This is a genomic window from Flavobacterium sp. B183, assembly GCF_023539155.1.
GTDB lineage: Bacteria > Bacteroidota > Bacteroidia > Flavobacteriales > Flavobacteriaceae > Flavobacterium > Flavobacterium tructae.
On record NZ_CP097434.1, the window covers coordinates 3,816,758 to 3,834,207 of the forward strand.

Below are 17,450 nucleotides of genomic sequence, written 5' to 3' on the forward strand. Positions count from 1 at the left end.
CTGAAAAGGATAGCTTTGTCTATTTTATCGTAAAAAATCTATTTAATGATTCCCACTTTGAGTGCTGTTGCTCTTGCTTCTGGTATTAAAGCTCTTATATTGGCAATCCTTGAAGCATCTGAAGGGTGTGTACTCATAAACTCCGGTGTTCCCGATCCTCCGGATTTGGCTGACATTCTGCTCCAGAACGCAATAGCATCATCCGGGTTATAACCTGCAATGGCCATTAATGTCAGACCAATTTTATCTGCCTCAGTTTCATTACTTCGACTGAACGGCAACATTACTCCCACCTGTGTACCCAGACCATAAGCCTGTGCAAATATTTCCTGTGTTTGCTGGGTTTTACCGCTTGTGGCTGCTCCTAAAGCAACGCTTCCTATTTGTTGTAACTGTGCGGCACTCATTCTTTGTGCGCCATGATTCGCTAAAGCGTGTGAAACCTCATGTCCCATAACGGTAGCTAAACCGGAATCATTTTGTGTGATCGGTAAAATTCCCGAGTACACCACAATTTTTCCTCCGGGCATACACCAGGCATTCACCTCCTTATTGTCTACGAGTTTGTACTCCCAACGATAATCTTTCAAATACTGCGATTGTCCCAGGTAAATCAGGTATTTTTCAGCTGCTGCCTTAATTCTTCCTCCTACCAATTCTACTTTTTTCGCATCTGCTGTTCCTGTAATTACCTTATTTTCGGATATGAACGTATTGTATTGCTGAAACGAAGATGGAAATAATTCACTGTTTGAAACAAAATTCAAATTTTGTTTTCCTGTAATGGGATTAGTCGCACAACCGGCCGCTAAAACAACGGCAAGTAAGCCTGATGCTAGATGTTTTCTCATGATAGTGGTATTATAACAACATACAAAAATACGATTATTAATTTTTCCACTTTTATATAATTACCAAAAAAAATATCAGGATTATACTATTCGCCAATAATATGAAGCTCGTTAAACTCTTTATCAACGATTAAAAAATGATTAAGTTCAAAACCTTCCTTGTCAAATGCTATTTTCTCATTATCGATTTCAATTTCAGCCACTTTAAAAGGCAGTCCGATTAAATTGATTTTATATTTGCTATAAGGTGTTGTATATTTTCCTTCTTTGTGTAACTGAATGATAAGCTCTTTCTCTTTTCCAATGGTACTGAAAGACAAAAAGCTGTAACGTCCTTTTTTGTAATCATATCCATCCTGTGCATCTTCGTAAACGACTGACTTTTCTTTTCCGAGTTTGAAGTATAAATCGAGTGTTAATTCATCAAATTCGAGTTCACCAACATATTGCTGTACGGGATATTTCGGAATAACAGCTCCTGCTTTCACAAAGACCGGAATTTCATCAAATTTAGTATCAATCCAAACTTCTCTGCCTCCTGTTGCAAATTCGTTGGTCCAGTAATTGTACCACTCTCCTCTTGGAATGTACATTCGTCTGCCGACAGCATTTGGTTCGAGTATCGGACATACTAAAATTTGATTCCCAAAGATGAATTCATCATTGCGATAATGGGTTTGAGTATCTTCCTGATCGTAATATACTAATGGTTTTAACATCGGAACTCCTTCTTCAATATACTGCCAGAACATGGTGTATAAATAAGGGAGTAACTGATAGCGCAGACTGACAAACTTACGGGTAATGTTGATGACTTCTTCATCAAATGCCCAAGGTTCCTGATTGCCATGATCTCCGGAAGAATGCGTTCTGCAAAACGGGTGAAATACGCCTAACTGAATCCAGCGGGCGTACAATTCTCCGGTAGGCTGTTCGGCAAAACCTCCAATATCAGAACCGGTAAATCCCATTCCGGATATGCTCATTCTTTGTACCTGAATGTTGGCAATCCATAAATGCTCCCAGGTAGCAACGTTGTCACCTGTCCACGAAGAAGTATAACGTTGTGCTCCGGAGTAGGCTGATCTGGTGATCACAAAGGGGCGTTTAGGATAAACAAAACGTTTTACCCCATGGTAAGTAGCTCTGGCCATTTGTGTGCCGTATATATTGTGCGCTTTTCGATGGCTGCATGGATTTCCGTCGTATACGTGACGTACATCTGTGGGAAATGTTTTGTTGGGAACTTCCATTACTGCGGGTTCGTTCATATCGTTCCAAACTCCTTTTACGCCAATATCTGAAATTAATTCTTTAAATAACCCCGCCCACCATTCTCTAACTACGGGGTTTGTATAATCGGGAAAATTACATTCACCCGGCCAGACTTTCCCTTTCATATAAGGCCCATCGGCTCTTTTGCAGAAGTAATCTTTTTCTAAGGCTTCCTGATACACCCAATACTCTTTGTCTATTTTAATTCCCGGATCAATGATCACAACTGTTTTGAAACCGTCTTCGGCCAATTCGGCTACCATTTTTTTAGGATCGGGAAAATAGTTTTTGTTCCAGGTAAAACATCGGAATCCTTCCATATAATCGATATCGAGATAGATGGCGTCACACGGAATTTTGAGTTCTCTGAATTTTGAGGTGATTTCTTTTACTTTACTTTCAGGATAATAACTCCATTTACATTGATGGTATCCTAAAACCCAAAGTGGCGGCAGTTCTGGTTTTCCGGTCAAATCGGTATAAGTGGTTACTACATCCTGCATTTGCGGGCCGTAGATGAAATAATAATTCATTTCTCCGCCTTCTGCCCAAAAGCTGGTAACGTTTCTTCTTTCCTGACAGAAATCAAAAAAGGTCCTAAAAGTATTGTCGAAAAAGATTCCATACGATACTTTATTGTGCAAACCAATATAAAACGGAACCACTTTGTATAACGGGTCCTGTTCTTTTTGGTAAGCATATTGATCGGTGGCAAAATTTTCAAGTCTTTTACCTTTTAAATTCATCTGCGTTGCTTTGTCTCCCAGACCGTAAAAACACTCCCCGTCTTTAGAGGATTTACTCATTTTTACGATATTTCCTCCGTATTCATAACTTTCTTCCCAATGAAAACCAAGTTCGTCTTCCAGAATAAGAAAATCGTTTAAATCGTAAATAGCGAGACGTAAATCTCTCTTTTGAATTTTACATTTTACTTTACTGGTCCTGATTTGAAAATAAGCTTCTTCTTCGGTAAGTTCTAAAAAGTTGTAACCGTGAAGCTGTGTTTTATCGACGGCATACGAAAAATCGTTACTAAAATACCCTTTGGTCGTAAAACGAAAGCGAATCAAACTGTCTCTAAGAATAGTGACTTTTAAGATTACTTTATTGTCGGTATGAAAAAAAACAGAATCTCCTTCATGTTGATGCGAGATAATTTTTGATGGATATAAATCGCCCTTGTATTCTAATGCTGTATTTGTAATCATGTCGATTTCTGTATTAATTATATAACGTTAGTCTCCCTTTCAAACATACAAAAAAACCAGATAACCCTCTATAAATAAAAGGATTATTCACGAAAACGTTTTTTCTGAATGAGTATTAATTATCCTCTTAAAAATTCAACAAATCGATAATTTAAGAACGTGAAACTGATAAAATAATATATTGACTATCCGCTAAGCGGACTAATAAGTCATCTATACAATACTGACTTTAAACAATACAAATATAAAATCCGTGTTTATCAGTCTAAATTGCTGTCATCTGTGTGTCCTTTATACAAATGAATAAACGGTGATACTCAAAGGCGGTAAATTTAAAGCTACGGAATAATCTCTCCCATCATAAGGAGATGACTCTATAGTTAATGCCTGCAGATTTCCTACACCGCTTCCTCCATAAATAACAGCATCACTATTAAAAATTTCCTGTAGTTTACCTTTTTCCGAAATTCCTATTCTGTAGTTTTCACGGACTACCTGTGTAAAATTGCCAACGATAATCAGATTCTCTTTAGGATTATTTCCTTTTCGTATGTACGATAAAACCGCATTCTGATGGTCTGAATAATTGATCCACTCAAAGCCCTCTCCCGAAAATTGTTTTTCATACAATGCAGGACGAGTTTTGTATAATTGATTCAAATCTGTAATTACTTTTTTAATTCCAGAATGGTAGTCGTATTGCAGTAAATGCCAATCCAGACTTTTTTCAAAATTCCATTCATCGCTTTGCCCGAATTCAGATCCCATAAACAATAACTTTGCTCCGGGATGTGTGAACATATAACCGTACAGCAATCTTAAATTGGCAAATTTCTGCCATTCGTCACCCGGCATTTTATTGGCAATCGATTTTTTTCCGTACACCACTTCGTCATGCGAAAACGGCAACATAAAATTCTCGGTAAAAGCATAAGTCATCGAAAAAGTCAGTTCGTTCTGATGGTATTTTCGGTAAACGGTTTCTTTCTGAAAGTATTTTAAAGTATCGTGCATCCAGCCCATCATCCATTTCATTCCGAAGCCCAAACCTCCTGTAAAAGTTGGTCTGGAAACCATTGGAAACGAAGTACTTTCTTCTGCAATAGTTTGAACTCCATTAAAATTAGCATAGATTACTTCATTGAATTCTTTAAGAAAACTTATCGTATCCAAATTTTCTCTTCCTCCGTAAATATTCGGTTCCCACTCTCCTTCGTTTCTCGAATAATCGAGATACAACATAGACGCCACGGCATCCACACGCAAACCATCGGCATGGTAATGCTTCAACCAAAAAACGGCATTGCTGATGAGGAAAGCGCGAACTTCATTACGTCCATAATTAAAAACCAAACTTTTCCAATCCGGATGATATCCTTTTCTGCGATCCGGATGTTCGTATAAATGTGAACCGTCAAAAAAGCCCAAACCGTGTGCATCGTCAGGAAAATGCGACGGCACCCAGTCTAGAATAACACCAATACCGGCCTGGTGTAATTTATCTACCAAAACCATAAAGTCCTGTGGTTTTCCGAAACGCGAAGTCGGTGCAAAATACCCTGTGAGCTGGTATCCCCATGAAGGATCGTAAGGATATTCCATAACTGGCATAAATTCTACATGCGTAAAACCGGTTTCCTTTACATACGCAACCAAATCATCTGCCAGTTCTAAATAGGTTAGAAAGCGATTATGTTCTCCGCGTTTCCAGGATCCCAGATGCACTTCATAAACCGAATGAGGTTTGTCTAATGCATTATTCTCCTGACGTGATTGCATCCATTTTTCGTCCTTCCAGTTATAATCCAAATCCCAGACTACAGAAGCGGTATGAGGTGGTTTTTCGCAATATAAAGCAAAAGGGTCCGCTTTTTCGGTAACGATTCCGTCAATATTCGATTGAATTTTATATTTGTACAAAGTCCCTTTTGAAACCTCCGGAATAAATCCTTCCCAAATACCCGAAGAATCCCAGCGTACCTGTAAAAGATGTTCACCCTGTGTCCAGTAATTAAAATCACCCACCACAGAAACCGATTGCGCTGTTGGGGCCCACACGGCAAAATACACTCCTTTTACCCCATCAACTTCAATTAAATGCGCTCCTAATTTTTCGTACAACTGGTAATGTTTTCCCGCTTTGAATAAATTAATATCAAATTCGGTAAAGAGAGAATGCGTAATTACTTTAGACATATTTGGTTTTTAAGGCAATAATTAATTGTAAGCATTTTATTCAATTCTAAAATTATCAGAGAGAACAGCTCCTTTTTTAATGACAACAATACCATCTTTGATACTGTACAACTCATTCGTAAAATTATCCAAATGTTTTCCGCCGCTAATGTGAACGTTATTTCCAATTCTGACATTCTTATCAATCAGGGCATTTTGTATGAAACAGTTTTCGCCAATACCAACATGAATTTTACTGATTGCAGCTTCACGATTTAGTTCGTCCAGATCCTGATAAAAATCGTTCCCCATCACATAACAATTCTCCAATACAGTTCCCTCTCCAATTCTGGAACGGATTCCAACGACTGAACTTTTAATTTCTTTGGCGTTAATGATACATCCTTCCGAAATTAACGATTGATTGATGGTAGAATTTCTAAATTTAGACGGCGGCAATAAACGAGGTCTTGTAAAAATTTTATTGTCGTTATCAAACAAATTAAATTCAGGAATATCGGCCGTTAGACCAATATTAGCTTCAAAGAAAGATTCAATATTCCCGATATCGGTCCAATACCCTTCGTATTGGTAACTCAGGATTTTATGTTTGCCTACAGCCTGCGGAATGATTTCTTTTCCAAAATCCTTTGTTTCCTGATCGGCCATCAGCTCTACGAGTAATTCACGGTTAAAAATATAAATTCCCATAGAAGCCAGATATTTTTTACCCTTCTCTTTCATGTGTTCACTTACATCAGATTCCCATTCGGGTAACAATGAGGCATGGGGTTTTTCGATAAAAGCTTCGATAAAACTCTCGTGATTGGTTTTAAGAATTCCAAACTCAGGTGCGTCTTTAGCATTCACCGGTAATGTCGCAATCGAAATTGCAGCGTCAGCAGCAATATGAGCCTCGAGCATCTCATTAAAATCCATCTGATACAATTGATCTCCGGATAAAATCAAGGCATGATCAAATTCGTGTTTTAAAAAATGCGACATACATTGTCTAACGGCATCTGCTGTTCCCTGAAACCAGGTTGGATTATCAGGAGTTTGTTCTGCCGCCAGAATATCGACAAACGACTGGCTAAAGATGCTAAAATTAAAAGTGTTTTTAATATGTGCGTTTAGAGACGCCGAGTTGAACTGTGTCAGGACAAATATTTTAAAAATATCAGAATTAATACAATTGGAAATAGGGATATCCACCAATCGGTATTTTCCACCAATTGGAACTGCGGGCTTAGATCGGGTTTCGGTTAATGGGAACAAGCGTGATCCTTGTCCTCCTCCTAAAATAATGGCAACTACATTCTTCTTCTTAAATTTCATTTTTCTCAATTATTAGGTTGTATATCTCGATGTATTCTTGGCATGCACGCTCCCAGGAATGATCAGTACCCATTCCTTTCGCTCTAATATTTTTAAAATTAATTTTATCCCCATATAATTTGACGGCACGATTGATCGAATAACAAATATCCCCTACCGAAGCCTGGTCATGACATACTCCGTTACCATCGTCGCCAAAATCTATTACCGTATCTCTCAAGCCTCCGGTTCTTCTCACAATCGGAACCGTTCCGTAACGCAGTGCATACATCTGGTTTAAACCGCAAGGTTCGACCCTCGAAGGCATTAAAATAAAATCTGCTCCTGCATAAATCAAATGTGCTAATGCTTCATTATACCCAATAAAAACATTGTAATTCCCTTTATAATCATTTCGCAATTGAACTAATTGTTCTTCAATCAACGAATTTCCTGATCCCAGAATCAGTATATTAATATTTTCAAAATTCTCGGATAATGCCAGTGCCGAAGCCTGTGGAAGCAAATCCCCTCCTTTCTCCTCAAACAGACGCCCTATAAAACTGAATAATGGTTTTGCAGGATCGAGTTCAAACTCCCCACATAATTTTTCTTTGTTCTGCTGTTTTCCAATCTCAAAAGTATCTATTGAATAATTACTCTCAATCATTTGGTCTTTGGCAGGATCCCAAACTTCAAAATCAATTCCGTTTAAAATCCCCTTTGATTTGTGTCGAACAGATTTGAAAAGGGCTTCTAAACCATTTGCGGCATTATTAATTTCGTCGAGATAACTTGGAGAAACCGTAGTCAAAGCATGGGCACACTTGATTCCTACTGCTAATGAGTTAATCGAATGGTCCCACTCTAAGAAACCAACATGTTTCAAATCAAACTCCGGCAAATAAAAGAGCTTATCAAAACCAAACCAACCCTGATACAGACCATTGTGTATTGTAATTACTGATCTTACATTGCTAAGACTTTCATATTTGTAAGCATATTTAATTAAAAACGGAATCAATCCGGTGTGGTGATCGTGGCAATTTAAAACATCAGGAACTTTATTACGTGCTATAATCCAGTCTAATGCCGCAATCTGAAAGGACACGAATCTTTCAATATCATCTTCATATCCGTAAACATTTGGGCGATCGAACAATTCTTTAATTTCAATCAGGTACAACTCATATCCCAATTTATCTGTTGTTTCTTTTAAAACACTAAACGGAAAATTAAAATTCCCCAACTTCACATTTCCCCAATGAACACATTCAAAATCGTTTTCTTTTCTAAATTTTGTATCATAACAAGGAACCACAACACGAACGTCGTGACCAGCTTTAGTCTGATACTTAGGCAATGCGCCAACCACATCGGCCAAACCGCCCACCTTTGCCATTGGATAACACTCTGCACTGATGTGAAATATTTCCATTTTTAAAATTTATATGCGTACTAAATACTATTTTCTCAATTCTTTTTTTCAGTAAACATCTATTAATGTGTTACTTTTATCTTTTTTTAAATTTAGGAAAAAATAAACAGAATCCAGCCCTCAGAAAAAAATTATTGATATGTCAAAAAAGGAAAATAATCCTACTAAATCTCTAAAAATTCCCAAGTTTATTATTGCATCCGCTAAAATTTGTGCCTTTTTTTCAACAAAACTGGTTACCACTTATGCCGCAAAACTTTTCACAACTCCTGTAAAACATAAAGTTCCAAAACGCGAATTGGACATGGAGCAAAAAAGTATTCAAAAAACCATTTACGTTCCCGTAATTAATAAAAGCGTGGTTACGTATGAATACGGGAAAAGTGATCGCAAAATTTTACTCGTACACGGTTGGGCCGGAAGAGGAACCCAATTATTCAAAATAGCCGATGAACTTTTAAAAAATGGCTTTTCAACGGTAAGTTTTGATGCTCCTGCACATGGAAAATCCGAAGGAAAAAGTACGATTATGTCTGAATTTATTGCTTCAATTTTAGAAATTGAAAAACAATTTGGCCCTTTTGAATTTGCGATCGGTCATTCCTTAGGCGGAATGTCTGTCCTAAACGCGATTAAAGACGGATTACAGGTAAAAAAAGCAATAATAATTGGCAGTGGCGATATTGTACAGGATATATTGGATGATTTTGTAGCCAAGCTAGAGCTAAAACCAGAAATAAGCGAACGTTTACGCGACCATTTTGAAGATAAGTATCAGGTAAAAATGGATGATTTTTCAGCTTACAAAGCAGCTCAAAAAATTAAACTACCTGTTCTCGTAATTCATGATCATGATGATCCCGAAGTTTCGGTTAAAGCAGGAATCCACATTCATAAACAATTGGAAAATGGAACTTTATATCTAACGGAAGGCTTAGGACACCGAAAAATTCTAGGCAATCAAAATGTCATTAAAAAAACGATAGATTTCATCAAAACCCCTTAATTTTGTGATAGTTATATTTTCTATTGTTCAATTCTAAAGAAACTAAAGATGGACTTATTTGGAGAAACAACAAATTGGGAAACAAGACTGGAACCCATTCTAAGTAGATATAAAGGAAGAAAACATCCTTTAGACTATCAAAATACTTATCAATTATTAGTAATGGTTGTTCTGTCTGCTCAGGATTCTGATGCCAATATCAATAAAATTGCACCTGTACTATTTGAAAAATATCCCACACTAAAAAGTCTGTCTCAAACCGATGCAGAAACTTTCATTCCTTACATAAGCAAAGTCCGTAATTATCCCACAAAAGCACAATGGCTTTTGGAAATTGCAAAAACGGTTCAAAATGATGAAGACATTCCACTAACCATGAAAGAATTAACCGCTTTAAAAGGTATTGGAAGAAAATCAGCCAATGTAATTTTAAGAGAAACTCATCAACCAGCAGAAGGAATTATTGCCGATTTACATGTCATACGCGTCGCACCAAGAATTGGTATTATCAAAGAGAGTAAAGACGGAATTAAAACAGAAAAAGACCTAATGCAGGTTTTGCCCAAAACCATTTGGTCCGAAATTGGGATGGCAATTTCTTTTTTAGGAAGAGAAACCTGCAGACCCAAACCAAAATGCGATGAGTGCACAATTGCAGACTCCTGTCATTACTTTGCAACTCAAATTGCATAAAAGCATTATTTTCTTCTGGTATCGATCAGATAGATGATTTTCCAGTTGTCTTTTTCTTTAAACAAAGTAAAAGTATTTACTCCCGAGTGACTCAGTTTATCGTTTACATAAAACTGATAGGGCGCCCAAACATGTGCTATTGTTCCGTCAATTTGAATATTGTAGCTTAAAATCTTTTCAGAAAATTCAATATTAGATGGAATAGTAGCAATTGATTTATAGAATTTACCTACATTCTCCTCTGTAAGTTTGTTTCCTTTAACCAAACTCTCACTAATAGATTGCAAGACTATCCTATCCGCACAAACAGATTTCATTCTTACGGTATCTCTTTGGTGAAAACCTTCAAAAAAGGTTTCAATACTCTTTTGGACTTCCTGCTGCTGTGCGTTTACAGCTAATCCTAAAAATAGCAAACTGACAATACAGAACATTCTCATAAGCAAAGCATAAAATTAAACACCAAATTGACTCAGATGATGCTCCAGATGTTTAGCAAACATATTACTCCATTCTGTCGCAGTTAATCTGCCAAAAGAATGTGATTCTTTACCGTCGAAATCTTTTTCACCCAACAATTGCGTTTTATTAATGTACGCAATCAGCCTTTCTTTCTCAAGATTAAAATCGCGAGTGCCATTTATAATAAATTGAGATGCAGTGGGATTATTATGTTTATAAGGTGTTTCACTTACCACCTTATTTTTAACCAATGTCTTTAAAATAAACTTCAAAAAGAAACCTGGTTTGGCATGAATATCATCGTAAACCATCTCATAGGAAACATTACAGTGTGCCAGCATTTGAGCCACATCCATTTTACCCCAGAGCCCTTTCGAATCCGGTTGAAGCAAATTAATACGTTTTACAAACTCATCACAATCTCCTTTATAAAAGACATTTTTCATCGTATTCCGATTTTTCGATAAATTAAACACTAAAGTAAAAATAGGATTTTTATCTGAAACTACAATCTTTGATTTTAACCCATCGAAAAAAATTACTCTCAGATTTTTAAGTTAATACCTACTTAGCAAAAATATAGTAAAGATCGTTATGGCGTTCCCCTTTGGGTCGGGCTGTCCGCTAAATCTTTTGCGATAGAAGTTTCAGGGAATTTTAAAAGTATGGGCATCGCAAAAGGATATCGCTTCCATCCCTAACGCATACCGTGATAAAAAGAATATTTAAAGAAAAAAAGAACTAAAGTTTTTAACCGTAAAGTCCGCAAAGGTATACGCAAAGCACGCAAGGAAAAAGGGCTGAAAGCCCGAAATGCGAAGCACTATGAACCAAAATTAACAGCAAACATCGCCCTGAAAGGGCAAAAGCCATCTACAGCCAATAAAAAATCCGTCTTAATCCGCGTTTTCGCCTGGCGAATCCGTATCATCCGCGTTTTATTTTTTAATCGCAAAGATTTACACAAAGCGCATAAGAATTTAAAAATAGTATAAAACAAAAAACCCTATCCGATTTGGATAGGGTTCTTCAAAAGAAAGGCGACGACATACTCTCCCACATAACTGCAGTACCATCTGCGCAGGCGGGCTTAACTTCTCTGTTCGGGATGGGAAGAGGTGAGCCCCGCCGCAATAACCACCTTAAGGCTGTTAGTTGCTTGGGCAACTTTTTAATTGACAATTGATAATTAACAATTGATAATTAAAACAATATTTTAACATACTGAGATAAAGAAACAAATAAGTTTTTTACTTAAGAAAGTTTCCTCCCGATAGCTTGCGCTATCGGGAAAAGGGTGTACATAAGCTTACGGATTATTAGTACTACTCGACTATGACATTACTGCCTTTACATCTATAGCCTATCAACGTGGTCATCTTCCACGATCCTTAAAAGAAATCTCATCTTGTGGTGGGTTTCGCGCTTATATGCTTTCAGCGCTTATCCCTTCCAAACGTAGCTACTCTGCGGTGCCCCTGGCGGGACAACAGATACACTAGAGGTTTGTCCAATTCGGTCCTCTCGTACTAGAATCAGATCCACTCAAATTTCTAACGCCCACAGTAGATAGAGACCGAACTGTCTCACGACGTTCTGAACCCAGCTCGCGTGCCACTTTAATGGGCGAACAGCCCAACCCTTGGGACCTTCTCCAGCCCCAGGATGTGACGAGCCGACATCGAGGTGCCAAACCCCCCCGTCGATATGAGCTCTTGGGGGAGATCAGCCTGTTATCCCCGGCGTACCTTTTATCCTTTGAGCGATGGCCCTTCCATGCGGAACCACCGGATCACTATGCTCTACTTTCGTACCTGATCGACCTGTATGTCTCTCAGTCAAGCTCCCTTATGCCATTGCACTCTACGCACGGTTACCAAGCGTACTGAGGGAACCTTTAGAAGCCTCCGTTACTCTTTTGGAGGCGACCACCCCAGTCAAACTACCCACCAAGCACTGTCCTCTTCATCGAAGAGTTAGGCCTCAGATAAACAAAGGGTTGTATTTCAACAATGACTCCACAACGCCTGGCGACGCCACTTCACAGTCTCCAACCTATTCTACACATCATTTATCCAAGGTCAATACTAAGCTATAGTAAAGGTGCACAGGGTCTTTTCGTCCCACTGCGGGTAAACGGCATCTTCACCGTTACTACAATTTCACCGAGCTCATGGCTGAGACAGTGTCCAGATCGTTACACCATTCGTGCAGGTCGGAACTTACCCGACAAGGAATTTCGCTACCTTAGGACCGTTATAGTTACGGCCGCCGTTTACTGGGGCTTCAATTCAATGCTTCTCCGAAGATAACATCTCCTCTTAACCTTCCAGCACCGGGCAGGTGTCAGGCCCTATACTTCATCTTACGATTTTGCAGAGCCCTGTGTTTTTGATAAACAGTCGCCTGGACCTCTTCACTGCGGCCAGCTTGCGCTGGCGACCTTTCTCCCGAAGTTACAGGTCTATTTTGCCTAATTCCTTAGCCATGAATCTCTCGAGCACCTTAGGATTCTCTCCTCAACTACCTGTGTCGGTTTACGGTACTGGTACTAATTACCTGAAGTTTAGAGGTTTTTCTTGGAAGCCCTTAGGCGCACTATCTCTTTGTCCGAAGACTCCGAGTACTATCGTATTTCACCATTCTCTACGGATTTGCCTATAGAGAATATAGCTAGGTACTTCAACGAACTATTCCGTCAGTTCGCGGCGCTTTCATCACTCCGTCACCCCATCACAGTAATTAGTAGTACGGGAATATTAACCCGTTGGCCATCGACTGTCCCTTTCGGGTTCGCCTTAGGACCAGACTAACCCACAGCTGATTAGCATAGCTGTGGAAACCTTAGTTTTTCGGTGTGCGGGTTTCTCGCCCGCATTATCGTTACTTATGCCTACATTTTCTTTTCCAGCCAGTCCAGCATACCTTACGATACACCTTCAACCCTGCTGGAATGCTCCCCTACCACTTACAATTACTTGTAAATCCATAGCTTCGGTAATATGCTTATGCCCGATTATTATCCATGCTCGTCCGCTCGACTAGTGAGCTGTTACGCACTCTTTAAATGAATGGCTGCTTCCAAGCCAACATCCTAGCTGTCTGGGCAGACAAACCTCGTTCTTTCAACTTAGCATATATTTGGGGACCTTAGCTGATGGTCTGGGTTCTTTCCCTCTCGGACTTGGACCTTAGCACCCAAGCCCTCACTGTTATCAATCATTATATAGCATTCGGAGTTTGTCAGGAATTGGTAGGCGGTGAAGCCCCCGCATCCAATCAGTAGCTCTACCTCTATATAACTAAAATAACGCTGCACCTAAATGCATTTCGGGGAGTACGAGCTATTTCCGAGTTTGATTGGCCTTTCACCCCTACCCACAGGTCATCCGAAGACTTTTCAACGTCAACCGGTTCGGACCTCCACACTGTGTTACCAGCGCTTCATCCTGCCCATGGGTAGATCACACGGTTTCGCGTCTAACACTACTGACTAAAGCGCCCTATTCAGACTCGCTTTCGCTACGGATCCGTGACTTAATCACTTAACCTTGCCAGCAACGTTAACTCGTAGGCTCATTATGCAAAAGGCACGCCGTCACCCCACAAAAGGGCTCCGACCGCTTGTAAGCGTATGGTTTCAGGATCTATTTCACTCCGTTATTCACGGTTCTTTTCACCTTTCCCTCACGGTACTGGTTCACTATCGGTCTCTCAGGAGTATTTAGCCTTAGCGGATGGTCCCGCCAAATTCAGACAGGGTTTCACGTGCCCCGCCCTACTCAGGATACCACTATCTATTATACTTGTTACCCATACGAGGCTATCACTCTCTATGGCTCGACTTTCCAGTCGATTCCGGTTCCTTGTACATAAAATGTCGTGGTCCTACAACCCCAACAATGCCGTAACATCATTGGTTTGGGCTAATCCGCGTTCGCTCGCCACTACTTACGGAATCACTTTTGTTTTCTTCTCCTCCGCCTACTTAGATGTTTCAGTTCAGCGGGTTTGCCCACCTATCGGTGTACTATGTCTTCAACATAGTGGGTTGCCCCATTCGGATATCTACGGATCAATCGATGTGTGCTCGTCCCCGTAGCTTTTCGCAGCTTATCACGTCCTTCTTCGCCTCTGAGAGCCTAGGCATCCCCCATACGCCCTTATTTTGCTTATTGTACCAATCTTGTTTCTTAAAACAAGACCGTTTTTTTTTGTCTTTTATTATTGCTAATAAAAAACGCTTTCTACTTTCTTATTATTTTCTTATCTCAATATGTCAATGAACTTTTATAATTAATAATTATCAATTGATAATTGTCAATTATTTCGTGGAGAATAACGGAGTCGAACCGTTGACCTCCTGCGTGCAAGGCAGGCGCTCTAGCCAGCTGAGCTAATCCCCCATTTTTTAGTTGTCAGTTAACAGTTTTCAGTTAACAGTACTTAAAACGGTTACTCAACCTCTAAAATTTCCTTTTAAATTAAGCTTTCAGTCCTTTTTAATTATCAATTGTTAATTATTAATTATCAATTCTTTTTAAAAAGTAGTCCCGGGCAGACTCGAACTGCCGACCCCTACATTATCAGTGTAGTACTCTAACCAGCTGAGCTACGAGACTCTGTTTTTACTTAATTCTTTCATTTTTTTAAATTAACAGCAAGAGTAATACAATCTCCAATTCAGAGACCCATAAATAATCATCTTTTTTCCTTAACGTGCACTAGGCTAACAGTAAGGCTCTAGAAAGGAGGTGTTCCAGCCGCACCTTCCGGTACGGCTACCTTGTTACGACTTAGCCCTAGTTACCAGTTTTACCCTAGGCAGCTCCTTGCGGTCACCGACTTCAGGCACCCCCAGCTTCCATGGCTTGACGGGCGGTGTGTACAAGGCCCGGGAACGTATTCACCGGATCATGGCTGATATCCGATTACTAGCGATTCCAGCTTCACGGAGTCGAGTTGCAGACTCCGATCCGAACTGTGACCGGTTTTATAGATTCGCTCCTGGTCGCCCAGTGGCTGCTCTCTGTACCGGCCATTGTAGCACGTGTGTAGCCCAAGGCGTAAGGGCCGTGATGATTTGACGTCATCCCCACCTTCCTCACAGTTTGCACTGGCAGTCTTGTTAGAGTTCCCGACATGACTCGCTGGCAACTAACAACAGGGGTTGCGCTCGTTATAGGACTTAACCTGACACCTCACGGCACGAGCTGACGACAACCATGCAGCACCTTGTAATTTGTCTTGCGAAAGATCTGTTTCCAAATCGGTCAAACTACATTTAAGCCTTGGTAAGGTTCCTCGCGTATCATCGAATTAAACCACATGCTCCACCGCTTGTGCGGGCCCCCGTCAATTCCTTTGAGTTTCATTCTTGCGAACGTACTCCCCAGGTGGGATACTTATCACTTTCGCTTAGCCACTGAAATTGCTTCCAACAGCTAGTATCCATCGTTTACGGCGTGGACTACCAGGGTATCTAATCCTGTTCGCTACCCACGCTTTCGTCCATCAGCGTCAATCCATTAGTAGTAACCTGCCTTCGCAATTGGTATTCCATGTAATCTCTAAGCATTTCACCGCTACACTACATATTCTAGTTACTTCCTAATAATTCAAGTTTAGCAGTATCAATGGCCGTTCCACCGTTGAGCGATGGGCTTTCACCACTGACTTACTAAACCGCCTACGGACCCTTTAAACCCAATGATTCCGGATAACGCTTGGATCCTCCGTATTACCGCGGCTGCTGGCACGGAGTTAGCCGATCCTTATTCTTACGATACCGTCAAGCTCCTACACGTAGGAGTGTTTCTTCTCGTACAAAAGCAGTTTACAATCCATAGGACCGTCATCCTGCACGCGGCATGGCTGGATCAGGCTTGCGCCCATTGTCCAATATTCCTCACTGCTGCCTCCCGTAGGAGTCTGGTCCGTGTCTCAGTACCAGTGTGGGGGATCTCCCTCTCAGGACCCCTACCCATCGTAGCCTTGGTAAGCCGTTACCTTACCAACTAGCTAATGGGACGCATGCTCATCTTTTACCGTTGTGACTTTAATAGTATCTCGATGCCGAGTCACTATACTATGAGGTATTAATCCAAATTTCTCTGGGCTATCCCTCTGTAAAAGGTAGATTGCATACGCGTTACGCACCCGTGCGCCGGTCTCTATATCCGAAGACATATACCCCTCGACTTGCATGTGTTAAGCCTGCCGCTAGCGTTCATCCTGAGCCAGGATCAAACTCTTCATCGTATATTTTTATATTATATTGCGATGATATCTATCGGTTCTTTTCGAATCTTACGATTCTATTACTCTTATTCTTTTGTCCCGATTAATCGGGACAGCTGTCAATTCAATATGTCTACGAACGTATTCTTTTTTATTAATCTCGCTTGTTTCTCAAAGCGGGTGCAAAAGTAGAAAACTTATTTCTAATCGGCAAGAGTTTTTTGAAGTTTTTTTTAGAAAATTTCTTTTCGTTTTTAACTTCTCTCCTTACCAATCTTTCAATGAACTCCCCTTGTTTTGCGGGGTGCAAACTTAAAACTTTCTTTCTTTACTCGCAAGCTTTTTGGAATCTTTTTTTGAAAATTTCTTTTCGTTTTAATTCCTTCGCTTGTCAGTATTTCAGTGAACGTTTATCGCTGTTGCGGGTGCAAAAGTAGTCACTTTATTCGCTTTTACAAGCTTTTTTTAAACTTATTTTTAATCTTTTTCGAAACTTTCCCCTAACACTCTGATAACACCTCTTTTACAAATTAAACTTTTTTCAGGTTTGAAAGGTTTTTCTTCGTTCAAATGAAACTCTTAGATACAAAGCCCCGTTTTTACTGGTTTTTTACTAATCTCGCAAAGTCGCAAAGGCGCGAAGTTTTTGTTTTTCTTGTCTTATTTCCTTTGAAAACCCATACCCTAGCCCCGATAGTAGTGGAAATCCTTTTGATTTTTCCTTTAAAAAGCAAAAGATTGCAGCGGATAGCGGGATAAAGCTTCGACTTCGCTCAGCTGGA

The 17,450-nt window shown here is 39.9% G+C and carries 9 protein-coding genes, 2 tRNA genes and 3 rRNA genes; 2 read left to right on the plus strand and 12 right to left on the minus strand.

Annotated elements, in window-relative coordinates; all coding sequences use genetic code 11:
* Positions 1 to 38 precede the first annotated feature (38 nt).
* From M4I44_RS16135 to M4I44_RS16155, 5 genes are all read right to left on the minus strand, one after another.
* Positions 39 to 851 (minus strand): M48 family metallopeptidase, encoded by an 813-nt coding sequence (locus tag M4I44_RS16135; protein ID WP_017498477.1) that lies wholly within the window; start codon positions 849 to 851, stop codon positions 39 to 41.
* An 86-nt stretch (positions 852 to 937) separates the two neighbouring features.
* Positions 938 to 3,337, minus strand: a complete 2,400-nt coding sequence (locus tag M4I44_RS16140; RefSeq protein WP_249965365.1) for a glycoside hydrolase family 31 protein — start codon at positions 3,335 to 3,337, stop codon at positions 938 to 940.
* Between the two features lie 291 nt (positions 3,338 to 3,628).
* Positions 3,629 to 5,533 (minus strand): 1,4-alpha-glucan branching protein GlgB, encoded by a 1,905-nt coding sequence (glgB, locus tag M4I44_RS16145; RefSeq protein ID WP_249965366.1) that lies wholly within the window; start codon positions 5,531 to 5,533, stop codon positions 3,629 to 3,631.
* Positions 5,534 to 5,569: 36 nt separating this feature from the next.
* Positions 5,570 to 6,850 (minus strand): glucose-1-phosphate adenylyltransferase, encoded by a 1,281-nt coding sequence (locus M4I44_RS16150; RefSeq protein WP_249965367.1) that lies wholly within the window; start codon positions 6,848 to 6,850, stop codon positions 5,570 to 5,572.
* The gene (locus M4I44_RS16155; RefSeq protein WP_249965368.1) at positions 6,840 to 8,267 is read right to left on the minus strand and encodes a glycogen synthase; all 1,428 of its coding nucleotides are present in this window, start codon (positions 8,265 to 8,267) and stop codon (positions 6,840 to 6,842) included. The genes M4I44_RS16150 and M4I44_RS16155 overlap by 11 nt, the downstream gene beginning before the upstream one ends.
* Before the next feature lie 139 nt (positions 8,268 to 8,406).
* Between M4I44_RS16155 and M4I44_RS16160 the strand changes: the two genes are divergently transcribed.
* Both M4I44_RS16160 and nth read left to right on the plus strand, forming a co-directional pair.
* Positions 8,407 to 9,273: an alpha/beta hydrolase gene (locus M4I44_RS16160; protein WP_249965369.1), complete on the plus strand. Its 867-nt coding sequence runs from the start codon at positions 8,407 to 8,409 to the stop codon at positions 9,271 to 9,273.
* A 48-nt stretch (positions 9,274 to 9,321) separates the two neighbouring features.
* The gene (gene nth, locus M4I44_RS16165; RefSeq protein ID WP_249965370.1) at positions 9,322 to 9,966 is read left to right on the plus strand and encodes an endonuclease III; all 645 of its coding nucleotides are present in this window, start codon (positions 9,322 to 9,324) and stop codon (positions 9,964 to 9,966) included.
* Between the two features lie 5 nt (positions 9,967 to 9,971).
* On the opposite strand, the gene M4I44_RS16170 is transcribed toward nth, so the two are convergent.
* From M4I44_RS16170 to M4I44_RS16200, 7 genes are all read right to left on the minus strand, one after another.
* The gene (locus M4I44_RS16170; RefSeq protein ID WP_026110194.1) at positions 9,972 to 10,406 is read right to left on the minus strand and encodes a nuclear transport factor 2 family protein; all 435 of its coding nucleotides are present in this window, start codon (positions 10,404 to 10,406) and stop codon (positions 9,972 to 9,974) included.
* Between the two features lie 15 nt (positions 10,407 to 10,421).
* Entirely contained in the window at positions 10,422 to 10,874 is a 453-nt protein-coding gene (locus M4I44_RS16175) for a DUF1569 domain-containing protein (RefSeq protein ID WP_249965371.1), read from the minus strand.
* Between the two features lie 589 nt (positions 10,875 to 11,463).
* Positions 11,464 to 11,573: ribosomal RNA gene (rrf, locus tag M4I44_RS16180) — 5S ribosomal RNA — on the minus strand.
* Between the two features lie 154 nt (positions 11,574 to 11,727).
* Positions 11,728 to 14,606 (minus strand): 23S ribosomal RNA (locus tag M4I44_RS16185).
* Positions 14,607 to 14,760: 154 nt separating this feature from the next.
* Positions 14,761 to 14,834 (minus strand) — tRNA-Ala (locus tag M4I44_RS16190).
* A 142-nt stretch (positions 14,835 to 14,976) separates the two neighbouring features.
* Positions 14,977 to 15,050 (minus strand) — tRNA-Ile (locus M4I44_RS16195).
* Between the two features lie 125 nt (positions 15,051 to 15,175).
* Positions 15,176 to 16,689 (minus strand): 16S ribosomal RNA (locus M4I44_RS16200).
* The 16S, 23S and 5S rRNA genes sit together here with 2 tRNA genes alongside, the layout of an rRNA operon.
* Between the last annotated feature and the right edge of the window lie 761 nt (positions 16,690 to 17,450).